The organism is Rhodanobacter ginsenosidimutans (assembly GCF_042655685.1).
In the GTDB taxonomy this organism is placed as follows: Bacteria; Pseudomonadota; Gammaproteobacteria; order Xanthomonadales; family Rhodanobacteraceae; genus Rhodanobacter; species Rhodanobacter ginsenosidimutans.
In genome coordinates this window covers 1-12,857 of sequence record NZ_JBHSMM010000003.1, presented here as the reverse complement: position 1 = coordinate 12,857, position 12,857 = coordinate 1, and the positions used below count along the sequence as shown (strand labels likewise).

Below are 12,857 nucleotides of genomic sequence, written 5' to 3'. Positions count from 1 at the left end.
CAAGCCCGCCATGTCCCGCTCGATGAACACGGCGTTCATCGCGCGGAGAACGCGGTTTGCCCGCACGGTCGCGGCGGTTTGTGTTTCTGCCGACAGGGCTCCTAGACTCGTTGCGTCCGATGTCGAACGGCGCCGAGGAGCAATCATGGTCAAGTATTCGCTGGTGGGTTACGACGGCTCCGATGCATCACGCCGCGCTTTCCAGTTCGCCATCGACCTGGCGCGTTGCAACCATGGCCGCGTGCGCGTGGTGTCGGTGCTGCAGGTCACCGAGGGCGGGGCCGATGTGTCGGCGTTGTTGATGGCCGATTCGGGCACCCAGCGCGCGCGCGAGTTGCTGGACGAACTGACCGCCATCGTGCCCGACGCCAACGAACTGGTTGACGTGGAACTGACCTACGGCAGCCCCGGCGACGTGCTGCTGAGCCAGATCGAACAGCACGGCGTGGATCACCTGGTGATCGGCCACACCGAGCGCGGCGCGCTGGCGCGCTGGCTGCTGGGTTCGGTCTCCAGCAACGTGCTTGCCAAGGCGCACGTGCCGGTCACCGTGGTGCGCTGAAACTTCCGTCGCGCAGCCGGCAAGTCGGGTGGCGTTAATCCGCCAGCACCCACACGACCTATCCTGTCTCATCCCCTCGTCATGTGGCCGCGCGCAAGATGCCGCCACATCCGGTGACTCACAGGAATCGCGTTGACCTATACCACCGCCCTGCCCTGGACCCTCGAAAGCCTGGACCTCGGCCAAATCGACATTGCCCGCATCCGCCACAACGAGGATCTGTTTTTCCTGCTGTGCAGCTCCTCCTTCGTGGAAAGCGGCTCGGACCTGTACGCGCAGAATCTTGTCGACCACTTCGCCGACGACGCCGAGTTGCAGACCTGGCTGACCGAACACTGGAAACACGAAGAGCTACAGCACGGCCGCGCGCTGGCCGCGTATGTGCGCGCCGTGTGGCCGGAGTTCGACTGGGACGCGGCGTTCGCCACGTTCTGGCACGACTACGGCGCGGTGTGCACCGCCGAGCAGCTGGAGTCGTCTCGCGGGCTGGAGCTGGCCGCGCGCTGCGTGGTGGAAACCGGTACCGCCAGCCTTTACCGCGCCCTGCACGACATCACCGACGAGCCGGTGCTGAAGGAACTCACCGGCTACATCAAGAGTGATGAAGTGCGCCACTACAAGCACTTCTATCGTCACTACCTGCTGTACCGGGAACGCGGGGACTTCGGTCGCTACAAGGTTTTCCGGGCGATTCTGCGGCGAGTGCGCGAGATCAAGAGCGAGGACAGCGATATCGCCCTTCGCCATGTGTTCAACCAGTGCTACCCGCACCTGCGCGAAAACGAGGCGGAGTTCCGCCGCATCAGCGACCGGGCGCAGGGCCTGCTGCGCCGACACATTCCCGCGGAAATGACGGTGAAGATGCTGATCAAGCCACTCGACCTGTCACCGTGGATGCAGAAGGCGATGGCACGCCCGCTGGCGCGCATCACCGAGAAACTGTTCCTGCACTGAGTCGGCGTGCTACTTCTTTTTCGGCTTGTCCAGCTTCTGCCACTTCGCGGGATCGAAACCGCCGACCTCGTACAGCAGCGTTTCCTTCTTCTCGCCATCGGCCACGGTGACGTCCATGGTGATTTTCGCCGCGCCGTGCAGCAGGGCCAGGAACTGCTTGTCATCGCGGATCATCAGCGCCGGCTCGCCGCTGGGCGGCGCAAACGCCTTGATCCCCACCGGCTTGCCGTCGACGGTCGCCTTGATGGTGCAATTGCCGCGACAGACGAAGCCCGCGCCCGAGCCGAACAGGAACACGCTCTGGCCCCAGTCGGTATGTCGCCGCAGGATCAGGCGCACACTGTCGTTGCCACCGGGCTTGCTGCTCTGGATGGTGGCAGTCGACTGGGTGCCGCCCTGCATCGGCGCCACCTGGTACAGCCACAACCGCGCCAGCCGGTTTTTCTCGCTGGTTTCGCGATAGCGCTTCTCGATGGCAGGCAAGGTCTTCTGCACTTCTGCCGCCGCCTCGCTCTGCGGGAAACGGCGCACGATGTCCTGGCCCATCGACACGGCCATCTGGTCGTTGCCGATGCGCACCAGCTGACGATACGTGTCGAGATTGGTGGCCGCCGCCTGCGCTTTCGCGGCGGCCTGCTGCTGCTCCGCGCCCGGCGCCGGCGCACCGCCACCGGAACAACCGGCAAGCATCACCAGCCCACAAGGAAACGTGGCCAGGGCCAGGCGAAAAATCGTCAGTCGGATCATCGGCAAAGGCTCGCAGGGACAAAGCCACTAGCTTGAATCGTCCACCACTGTGGTGCAACCGCAGCGGCGGCACGGCTGCAGTCACGCCCGCAACGGTGCATTCGTATCGAGCAGCTCCACGTCGGTGATCTGGTCGAACCACACCCGCCGGCGCCAGTCCGACAGGTTCAGGTGCTCCAGCTCCACCACACCATTGACGCCCTCCTTGCCGGTGTCGTCGTAGAACATCTGCACGGTGGGGCGGGCGCACACCACGCCCTCGCAATGCTGGCCATCGACCAGATGCAGGCGGACGCGTGCGCCATCGGACAATGCCTGCACCAGCGTCTCGAAGCGCTGGATATCCCGTGGCTCGGTGTAGACGTGGGTGGCTTGCCTGGTCATGGATGCATCCGTCGAAACGCGTTGCCGGCACGCTAAACGCCATGGCGGCAACGCGGTGTCAACGTGCGGGCGCGGTCACCCCGGAAAGCAGAAAGCCCCTCCGGCAGAGCCGGAAGGGCTTTCGAATGCACTGCAAAACGGGCTACTTGCCGTTGACGTCCACGGTCGTCGCCGGCAGCTTCACCGTCACGCTGGCCTGCGGATCGAGCGCGGACTTGGCCACGGTCACCTGATACTCGCCGCTGGCGATTTTCCAGGTCTTGTCCTTGCTCTGGTACATCGCCAGCAGGCGCGGGTCGACCTTGACGCTGACCTTGCGGCTTTCACCCGGCTTCAGCGCCAGCTTCTGGAACGCGCCCAGACGCTTGGGTGCTTCCCACAGGCCCTTCGGCGACGCGACGTAAACCTGCGCCACATCCTTGCCGGCCACGGCGCCGGTGTTCTTGATCGTGAAGCTCACCGTCAATTGGCCATCGGCCCAGTGGGCGGCCAGACCGTCATGGCTGAAACTGGTGTACGACAAGCCATAACCGAACGGGAACAGCGGCTTCAGGCCTTTCAGGTCAAACCACTTGTAGCCCACGGCCGCGCCTTCGCTGTAATTGACGTCGAAACGCAGCTCCGGCTTCTTCGGGTCGCCATCGAGCACCGGACGCGGCAGTTGCTGCTCCGAGGCCGGGAAGGTGATCGGCAGATGGCCCGACGGATTCACTTCACCGAACAGCACCCGGCCGATGGCTTCGCCGCCGCTGGTGCCCGGATACCACGCCTCCAGTACCGCGCCGACGTCCTTCAGCCACGGCATCAGCACCGCGCCGCCGGTTTCCAGCACCACGGCCGTATGCGGATTGGCCTTGGCCACCGCGGCGATCAGCGCATCCTGGTTGTCGGGCAGCGACAGGTTGGGCACGTCAAACGCTTCGGCCGTCCACTGATGGGCAAACACGATGACCAGATCGCTGGCCGCCGCCAGCCGCGCGGCGGCGGCGGGGTCGGAACCATCATTGAACGTGACCTTGGCGTTGCCCGCGCGGGCCTGGATCGCCTTCAATGGCGACGACGGGAAGTACACCGTGGGGCCGGGGAATGAATCCGGGCCCAGCCCCTTCACCGCCATGCCGCCCACTGGGTAGACCTGCGACGAACCACCGCCGGAAAGCACGCCCACATCGGCATGGGAACCGATGATGGCGATTTTCTTCAGGCCCGTCTTGATCGGCAGCAGCGCGTTGTCGTTCTTCAGCAGCACCATGCCTTCTTCGGCATCGTTCTGCGTGACCTTGGCATGGGCGGCGAAATCGATGTTGGTCTTCGGGCCAGTGACCGGATCGTCGATCAGCTTGTGCTCGAACATGGCGTACAGGACGCGGCCGGCCATGTCGTCAAGCCGCTTCTGCGGCACCCAGCCATTGGCCACCGCCTCGCCCAGCGCGTCACCGAAATAGCGCGACTTGTCGAACGGCACGCCGGACTGCTGGTCCAGGCCGTTGTTGGCCGCCTGGACCGTGCTGTGGGTCGCGCCCCAGTCGGACATCACGAAACCCTTGAAGCCCCAGTCGCCCTTCAGCACTTCGTTCAGCAGGTACGGGTTTTCGCAGGCATAGATACCGTCAACCCGGTTGTAGGAGCACATCACCGAACCGGGCTGGCCCTGTTCGTTGGCGATCTGGAATGCCAGCAGATCGGACATGCGCGCCGCCGCATCGTCGACCTCGACGTTGAGGAAGTTGCGGCCGGTCTCCTGATCGTTCAACGCGTAGTGCTTCAGCGTCGAGATGATGTGGTTGGACTGGATACCCTTGATCTGCGCACCGACGATGGTGCCGGCGAGCAGCGGGTCTTCACCGCCGTATTCAAAATTGCGCCCGTTGCGCGGTTCGCGCACCAGGTTGACGCCACCGGCCAGCATCTCGTTGAAGCCGGACGAACGCGCCTCGGCGCCGATCATCGCGCCGCCGGCAAAGCCGACCTCGGGGTTCCAGGTGGCCGCGGTGTTCATGCCCGAGGGCAGCGAGGTGCGCTCGCGCACGTTCGGCCCGCGCTGCGACGCCACACCCACACCGGCATCGGTCTGCCACTGGTTGGGAATGCCGAGGCGCGGAACGCCGTAGACGAAGCCCGCGGACTGGTGCAGCGATTCCTTCGGCCGCTTGTAATGCTTGCCGTCCAGGTCGGTGCCGAAATAGCCCATCACCAGGCGCAGCTTTTCCTCCTGGGTCATTTCCTTGAGGACCAGCTGGGTGCGTTCGGCGGCGCTCAGGTGGGTGTTCATCCACGGCTTGCCGGCGAGTTCCTGGCGCGTCGGCGCCGGCGCCGGCTCCTGGGCAAACGCGGGCGATGCCATCAGGCCGCCGAGCGCGCATGCGGCGATCAAGCCGATTTTCCTGGGTACCGTCATGTTTCGTCCTCGGGTTGCGTTGGGCGACGCGCCGGCCGGAATGCCACGAGGGTGGGCCAGGCGGGAACGTCGATGGGGAAGGAGCGTTTTTGCGCCTGGCCGGGTGTCCGGAAGTTTGCTGATTCCGGACCGGGACACTGCCGATTCATCACCCCTTCAGAACCGCCCTACAGTAGTTGGAGCACGGTTCGGATGTCCAGACGACGCGATCGCTCGGCGGCCACTCGGAGCATCTGCCGCACGGACGCGAATCAGGCATGCTGTGATGCAGTGCGGCATGCTTGCGCACGTGGCCGGCGCCGCCGGATACCCACTCACCATGTCGCCCCTTGCGGAGCCTTCATGATCGTCGTGCACCATCTCAACAACTCGCGCTCGCAACGCATCCTGTGGCTGCTGGAGGAATTGGGCGTGCCGTACGAGATCAAGCGCTACCAGCGCGACCCGAAAACCATGCTGGCGCCGCCCGAACTGCGCGCGGTGCACCCGCTGGGCAAGTCGCCGGTGATCACCGACGGCAAGCTGACCGTGGCCGAGTCGGGCGCCATCGTCGAGTACCTGGCCGATCGTTACGGCGCCGGTGTGCTGATTCCCGCGCATGGCACGCCCGAGCGCCTGCGCTGCAATTACTGGCTGCACTACGCCGAAGGTTCGGCGATGCCGCCGTTGCTGCTGAAGCTGGTGTTCCAAAGGGTGGAACGCGCGCCGATGCCGTTTTTCGCCAAGCCGATCGGCAAGGGCATCGCGCGCAGGGTGCAGCACGATTTCGTCGACCCGCAACTGGCCTTGCATCTGGACTACCTCGAATCCCGGTTGCAAAACAGCGACTGGTTCGGCGGCACCACCTTCAGCGTGGCCGACATCCAGTTGAGTTTTCCGCTGGAGGCGTTCGCCGCGCGCGGCGGGCTGGACGAGACGCGGCCGAAACTGTGCGCCTTCCTGCAACGCATCCACTCACGCCCGGGCTACCAGCGTGCGCTGCAGCGTGGCGGCGAGTACCTGCTGGGCTGAACGGTACCCGTGCCCGACCGCGCGGGTATACGCCTCGCTCACGAATGCGCTGGCAGCCTGTGACGTCAGCAGAGTCCAGGAGAACGCCATGCACAGACGTGATATCGAACGGCAGATTCGTGACGCCAGCGAGCAGGCCGGCCAACGCGTTCGCCAGTCCGCGAACGGCGCGGTAGACAGCGCGCAGAACCTCATCGACCGCGGTCGTCGCCGCATCCAGGAGCGTTTCGGCGCGGGCGATGGCCGCTATCGCCGCCAGTTGACCCGCGCCGCGGAAGACCTGGCCGACGAAACCAACTACCACTACCGCCGCATGCGCCGCCAGGTGAATCGCCACCCGGTCGCCACGGTGGCAATCGTGGCCGGCACCATCGGCGCCTTCCTGCTGCTGCGCCGCGCTTTCAGCAGCGATGACGATTGAGCTCGACGGTGCCTGACGGCGCCATCGGAAGATAAAAAAACCGCCCGGAAAGGGCGGTTTTTTTATTGCTTCAGGATCGATCAGACGCTCAGCGGATTCGGCTTTTCCGGATCCAGGTTGTACTGCTTGATGGCGCGGCTGACGTCCTTGGCGCTGACCTTGCCTTCCTTCGCCAGTGCGGCCAGTGCGGCATGGGCGATCCAGCGGCGATCGACCTCGAAGAACTCGCGCAGGTGCTCACGCGTGTCGGAGCGGCCGAAGCCCTCAGTGCCCAGCACGGTGTAGTGCATGCCGTCGGGGATGAACGCACGGATCTGGTCGGCGAATTCGCGCACGTAGTCGGTGGCGGCGACCGCCGGGCCAGAACGCCCGTCCAGCAGGCCGGTGACATACGGCACGCGCTGCTCGGCTTCCGGATGCAGGCGGTTCCAGCGTTCGGCATCGAAACCGTCACGACGCAGCTCGACGAAGCTGGGGCAGGACCAGATGTCGGATTTCACGCCGAAATCCTTCTCCAGCAGCTCGGCCGCCGCGATCACCTCGCGCAGGATCGTGCCGGACCCGAGCAACTGCACGCGCAGCTCGCCCTTCTTGCCCTTGCCGCCGTCCTTGAGCAGGTACATCCCCTTGATGACGCCTTCCTCGCAGCCCTTGGGCATGTCCGGATGGGTGTAGTTCTCGTTCATCACGGTGATGTAGTAGTAGTGGTCCTCCTGCTCCTGCAGCATGCTGCGCACGCCGTCCTGCATGATCACCGCCACTTCGTACGAGAACGTGGGGTCGTACGCCTTCACGTTGGGGATGGCGCCGGCCAGCAGGTGCGAATGGCCATCCTCGTGCTGCAGGCCTTCGCCGTTCAGCGTGGTGCGACCGGCGGTGCCGCCGACCAGGAAGCCGCGCGAGCGCATGTCGCCCGCCGCCCAGCAGAGGTCGCCGATGCGCTGGAAGCCGAACATCGAGTAATAGATGAAGAACGGCAGCATCGGCTGGTTGCTGATGCTGTAGCTGGTGGCCGCGGCCATCCACGAGGCCATGCCGCCGGCCTCGCTGATGCCCTGCTGCAGCACCTGGCCCTTCTGGTCCTCGCGGTAGTACAGCAGCTGGTCGGAATCCTGCGGACGGTATTTCTGGCCGAACGGCGCGTAGATGCCGATCTGCCGGAACATGCCTTCCATGCCGAACGTGCGCGCCTCGTCGGCCACGATCGGCACCACGCGCGGGCCGATGGCCTTGTCGCGCAACAGCAGGTTCATGCCGCGCACCAACGCCATCGTGGTGCTGATCTCGCGGTCGCCGGTGCCCTTGGTGATCTGCTCGAACGCGGACAGGTCCGGCGCCTTGAGCTTCACATCGGTAGTGCGCCGACGCTGCGGCAGCGCGCCGCCGAGTGCCTTGCGGCGCTCCAGCATGTACTGCACTTCCGGGGAGTCCTTGCCCGGGTGGTAGTACGGCACTTCGTGCAGCTTGTCGTCGGGTACGGGGATGTTGAAGCGGTCGCGGAACGTGCGCACCGACTCGTCGTCCAGCTTTTTCTGCTGATGGGTGGGGTTCTGCGATTCGCCCGAGCCCAGGCCCATGCCGTAGCCCTTGACCGTCTTGGCCAGGATCACGGTCGGCATGCCCTTGGTGTTCGACGCGGCGTGGTACGCCGCATACACCTTGTGCGGGTCGTGGCCGCCACGGTTCAGGCGCCAGATGTCGTCGTCGCTGAGGTTGGCCACCATCTCGCGCGTCTCCGGGTACTTGCCGAAGAAGTTCTCGCGCGTGTAGGCGCCACCGAAGGCCTTGCAGGCCTGGTACTCGCCGTCGACGGTTTCCATCATCAGCTTGCGCAGCACGCCCTTGCTGTCGCGCGCCAGGAGCGGATCCCAGTAGCTGCCCCAGACCAGCTTGAGGGCATTCCAGCCGGCGCCGCGGAACACGCCCTCCAGCTCCTGGATGATCTTGCCGTTGCCGCGCACCGGGCCGTCGAGCCGCTGCAGGTTGCAGTTGATCACGAAGATCAGGTTGTCCAGGCCCTCGCGGCCGGCCAGCGAGATGGCGCCGAGGGACTCCGGCTCGTCGCATTCGCCGTCGCCCATGAAGCACCAGATCTTGCGGTCGCTCTTGGGCACCAGGCCGCGGTTTTCCAGGTACTTGAAGAACTGCGCCTGGTAGATCGCCTGGATCGGGCCCAGGCCCATCGACACCGTCGGCACCTGCCAGTAGTCGGGCATCAGCCACGGATGCGGGTAAGAGGTCAGCGAACGGCCACGGCCGATCACGTCGGCGCGGAACAGGTCGAGCTGGTCGGCGTCGAAGCGGCCTTCGAGGAACGAGCGGGCGTAGATACCCGGGCTGGAATGGCCCTGATGGAAAATCAGGTCGCCCGGATGGTCGGCGCTGGGTGCGCGCCAGAAATGGTTGAAGCCCACGTCGTACAGCGTGGCGCTGGAGGCGAAGCTGGCGATGTGGCCGCCCAGTTCACCCGGCTTGCGGTTGGCCCGCACCACCATCGCCATCGCGTTCCAGCGGATCAGCGAACGGATGCGCCATTCCATCGCCGCATCGCCGGGGCTCTTGGCCTCCTGGCTGGGCGGGATCGTGTTGACGTATTCAGTGGTGGGGTTGAACGGCAGGTAGCCACCCGAACGACGGGTGGTATCGACCATTTTTTCCAGCAGGAAATGCGCGCGCTCGGTGCCATCGTGATGGATCACCGCATCAAGCGAATCGATCCATTCGCCGGTTTCGGTAGGGTCGATGTCCTGATTGAGGATATCGTCGAGCTGATCCATGAAGATTCTCCGCGGCGCCGTGCGGTGCCTGACTTGATGTGGGAACCCGCGGCCGGGGATGCAGCGAGCCCATCAAGTTTAGCGGCCGGCCCACCCGTGCGCCACCGCACGGTGGCAGCCCGGTGTCACGGCGGTGCGGCGGCGTTTCGTCTCAGGGCGCCGCCTGAATCCGGGTGCCGATGCGGATCTGCGCCTCGACCGAGGCCACCGCGGTCATGTTGACGATCCGGCGCACCGTCGACTGCGGCATCAGGATGTGCGCCGGCTTGGCCACACCCATCAGGATCGGCCCGATCACCACGCCGTCGGTGAGCATGCGGCTCATGTTGTAGGCGATGTTGGCCGCATCCAGATTGGGAAACACGAACACGTTGGCCTTGCCCTCCAGCCGCGAGTGCGGAAACAGCTTCTCGCGCAGCGCGGGGGTGAGCGCAGTGTCGGCCTGCATTTCACCTTCCACCTCCAGCCGCGGCGCCTTGGCGCGGATCAGCTCCAGCGCCTTGCGCATCTTGTGCGCGCCGCAGCAGTCGCGGCTGCCGAAGTTGCCGGCCGACAACAGGGCGATCTTCGGGGTGATGCCGAACAGCTTCAGCCGGATCGACGCCTGCAGCGTGGCTTCGGCGATCTGCTCGGGCGTGGGGTCGTCCATCACGTGGGTGTCGAGGTAGAAGAACGTGCCCTTCTCGGTGGCCACCGCCGCCATTGCCGAGGCCGAGCTGACGCCCTCGTCCATGCCGATGATGTCGCGGATATATTTCAGCTTGCTGGGAAACTGGCCGACCATGCCGCACAGCAGCGCATCGGCCTCGCCACGCTCCACCATCAGCGCCGCGATCGCGGTGGGACGCGAGCGCACCACCGCCTTGGCCATCGACGGGGTCACGCCGCGGCGCTCCATCAGCTGGTGGTAGTGCTGCCAGTAGGCGTCGAAACGCGGGTCGGAGTTGATGTTGCAGATCTCCACGTCCACGCCGGGTTTCAGCCGCAGGCCGGCGCGCTTGATGCGTTTCTCGATCACCTCGGGGCGGCCGATCAGGATTGGCACGGCAAGGCCCTGGTCCACCACCGTCTGCACCGCGCGCAGCACGGTCTCCTCCTCACCCTCGGCGTAAACCACCCGCGCCGGCGCCGCCTTGGCCCGCTCGAACACCGGCTTCATCAGCAGGCCGGTGCGGAACACGAAACTGGTGAGCTTGTCGTTGTAGGCGACGAAATCCTCCATCGGCCGCGTCGCCACGCCCGACTCCATCGCCGCCTTCGCCACCGCCGGCGGCAACTGGATCAGCAGCCGCGGATCGAACGGCTGCGGGATCAGGTAATTCGGCCCGAAGCTGGGCGGCTTGCCGCCGTAGGCGCGCGCGCTGACGTCGGACGACTCGCGCCGCGCCAGCGCCGCGATGGCCTTGACGCAGGCAATCTTCATCGCTTCGTTGATCACCGTGGCGCCCACGTCCAGCGCGCCGCGGAACAGGTACGGGAAACACAGCGCGTTGTTGACCTGGTTCGGATAATCCGAACGGCCGGTGGCCATGATGCAGTCCGGCCGTACCGCCTTGGCGTCTTCCGGGGTGATCTCCGGGTTCGGGTTCGCCAGCGCGAAGATGATCGGCCGCTCGGCCATGGTGGCGACCATCGCCGGCTTCAGGATGCCGCCGGCGGACAGGCCCAGGAAAATGTCGGCGCCATCGACGATCTCCTCCAGCGTGCGCATCGGCGTGTCGCGCGCATAACGCTGCTTGTCCGGGTCCAGGTCGGTGCGCTCGCTGTGCAGCACGCCGTGCACGTCGCAGGCCAGGATGTTCTCGCGCCTCACGCCCAGTGCCACCAGCATGTCCAGGCAGGAAATGCCCGCCGCACCCACACCGGTGGTGGCGATGCGCACATCCTCGATCCGCTTGCCCACCACCACCAGCGCGTTCAGCACCGCGGCGCCCACGATGATCGAGGTACCGTGCTGGTCGTCGTGGAATACCGGGATCTTCATCCGCTCGCGCAACTTGCGCTCCACGATGAAACACTCCGGCGCCTTGATGTCTTCCAGGTTGATGCCGCCGAAGGTCGGTTCCAGGCTGGCGATGATGTCGACCAGCTTGTCCGGATCGTTCTCGTCGATCTCGATGTCGAATACATCGATGCCGGCAAACTTCTGGAACAGCACACCCTTGCCTTCCATCACCGGCTTGGCCGCCAGCGGCCCGATGTTGCCCAGCCCCAGCACCGCCGTGCCGTTGCTGATCACCGCCACCAGGTTGGAGCGGGCTGTGTATTCGGCCGCCGACGTCGGGTCCTCCACGATCGCATCGCAGGCCGCGGCGACGCCGGGCGAATAGGCCAGCGACAGATCGCGCTGCGTCAGCAGCGAGGTGGTCGGCGTGACCTTGATCTTGCCGGGGCGCGGCAGGCGATGATATTCGAGGGCGGCAAGACGCAGTTCTTCAGGAAGAGTCATCGGTGCGTTTTCGGCGAGAAAAGGGAGAATTCCGCGCGGCGGAAGCTTCGTTCGATGTTAGCACCGGGTTAAACCGGCGACCCGTTCCAAAAGTACCGTGCGGGCGGGTTGTGGGAGCGACTTCAGTCGCGATGCTTTCTGGTAGAGCTAGAGCCGATGCAAAAGCAAGAGCTTTCGATCGCCTGCGGCGCTCGAGTCACTTTCTCTTTGCGTGGCCACGCACGCGCAGGAAGCGCGTGCGAACAGCGAAGCTGGCCCGAAGGGTGGAGGGCAGGACGCCCGGAGTAAAGAGAAAGTAACCAAAGAGAAAGGCCACCCCGCTTGGCGCTTGCCGGGCATCGGGCAACCGCTCCTGCGTTGCCTCAACTCGGGCATCCATGCCCTCGCCATGGGCGGCAAGTCCGTGAGGCGGGGCCGGGCTTTTCGAGCGGGCTCCTGCCCGCGCGAAAAGGCGTTGTCATCCTTGGCAACGCCCGCTGTGCGGCCTTGTCGACCCCGCCTCACCGCCGCACAGGGGCCCCGGGTAGAGCGACGGGCCATCCTGGCCCGTACTCGGGATGGAGCCAGGGCAAAAAGCGAAAGCAAAGGCAAAGGCAAAGGCAAAGGCAAAGCCGCCAACCTCAGCCGTTCTCCCTGAGCGTAGGCCGAAGGCCGAAGTCGAAGGGCCGCACGGCCTCACCCTTCGACTTCGCCGCGACGCGGCTACGCTCAGGGCGATCGGACGGTGAGGGAAAAGGTGAGAAAAAAGCAGAGGCTTCATGCCGCGACGCTCTCGCGGCGGCGCAGCCGCTGCGTACCGAGTGCGCGCCACGATGGCGCGCTGCTCTACCCGGGGGCCCCCTCTGAAGCGGCGGGCAGGCGGAGGAAAAGCCCGAAGGGTGGCTTGCATGGATGCAAGCCAGTTTGGCGTCAGCACAGGATGTGCTGTCGACAAACCCCGCAGCCCGTCCGCGAACCTTGCGGACAGGATGTCCGCAAGGCGCGTAAGCGGGGTGGCCTTCTCTTTTGGTTACTTTTCTCTTGGCCACTGTATGGACCGGAGACACAGGTAACAGATGTGCCAGGACATGGGTTACACCTCGCTGCTGATTTCTGACGCGGTCGAGGTGCCACTTCATGCCCTGGAAGGAAACCACATCCATGACCCTGCGTAC

General features: G+C 65.3%; 9 protein-coding genes. 4 read left to right on the top strand and 5 right to left on the bottom strand.

The annotated features are described in order from the left end of the window. Nucleotides 1-145: 145 nt before the first annotated feature. Both ACFPK0_RS12705 and ACFPK0_RS12700 read left to right on the top strand, forming a co-directional pair. The gene (locus ACFPK0_RS12705) at nucleotides 146-562 is read left to right on the top strand and encodes a universal stress protein (RefSeq protein WP_056084705.1); all 417 of its coding nucleotides are present in this window, start codon (nucleotides 146-148) and stop codon (nucleotides 560-562) included. A gap of 132 nt (nucleotides 563-694) precedes the next feature. Further along, nucleotides 695-1,516 (top strand): ferritin-like domain-containing protein, encoded by an 822-nt coding sequence (locus tag ACFPK0_RS12700; protein WP_056084702.1) that lies wholly within the window; start codon nucleotides 695-697, stop codon nucleotides 1,514-1,516. Nucleotides 1,517-1,525: 9 nt separating this feature from the next. On the opposite strand, the gene ACFPK0_RS12695 is transcribed toward ACFPK0_RS12700, so the two are convergent. From ACFPK0_RS12695 to ACFPK0_RS12685, 3 genes are all read right to left on the bottom strand, one after another. Further along, on the bottom strand, nucleotides 1,526-2,263 hold the full coding sequence (locus ACFPK0_RS12695; RefSeq protein ID WP_056084699.1) for a hypothetical protein: 738 nt from the start codon (nucleotides 2,261-2,263) through the stop codon (nucleotides 1,526-1,528). Between the two features lie 81 nt (nucleotides 2,264-2,344). Further along, nucleotides 2,345-2,647 carry a DUF3247 family protein gene (locus tag ACFPK0_RS12690; RefSeq protein WP_056084696.1) on the bottom strand — a complete coding sequence of 101 codons (303 nt, stop codon included), beginning with the start codon at nucleotides 2,645-2,647 and terminating at the stop codon, nucleotides 2,345-2,347. A 142-nt stretch (nucleotides 2,648-2,789) separates the two neighbouring features. Then, complete coding sequence (locus tag ACFPK0_RS12685; RefSeq protein ID WP_417715062.1) at nucleotides 2,790-5,021, bottom strand: glycoside hydrolase family 3 C-terminal domain-containing protein; 2,232 nt, start codon at nucleotides 5,019-5,021, stop codon at nucleotides 2,790-2,792. Between the two features lie 366 nt (nucleotides 5,022-5,387). Between ACFPK0_RS12685 and ACFPK0_RS12680 the strand changes: the two genes are divergently transcribed. Both ACFPK0_RS12680 and ACFPK0_RS12675 read left to right on the top strand, forming a co-directional pair. Continuing rightward, a complete protein-coding gene (locus tag ACFPK0_RS12680; RefSeq protein WP_377341238.1) occupies nucleotides 5,388-6,056 on the top strand; it encodes a glutathione S-transferase family protein in 669 nt (222 codons plus the stop codon). Between the two features lie 88 nt (nucleotides 6,057-6,144). Further along, nucleotides 6,145-6,477, top strand: a complete 333-nt coding sequence (locus ACFPK0_RS12675) for a hypothetical protein (RefSeq protein ID WP_056084687.1) — start codon at nucleotides 6,145-6,147, stop codon at nucleotides 6,475-6,477. A gap of 80 nt (nucleotides 6,478-6,557) precedes the next feature. On the opposite strand, the gene aceE is transcribed toward ACFPK0_RS12675, so the two are convergent. Further along, nucleotides 6,558-9,254 (bottom strand): pyruvate dehydrogenase (acetyl-transferring), homodimeric type, encoded by a 2,697-nt coding sequence (aceE, locus tag ACFPK0_RS12670; RefSeq protein ID WP_377341236.1) that lies wholly within the window; start codon nucleotides 9,252-9,254, stop codon nucleotides 6,558-6,560. A gap of 151 nt (nucleotides 9,255-9,405) precedes the next feature. Beyond that, on the bottom strand, nucleotides 9,406-11,703 hold the full coding sequence (locus ACFPK0_RS12665; protein ID WP_056084681.1) for an NADP-dependent malic enzyme: 2,298 nt from the start codon (nucleotides 11,701-11,703) through the stop codon (nucleotides 9,406-9,408). Nucleotides 11,704-12,857 lie beyond the last annotated feature (1,154 nt).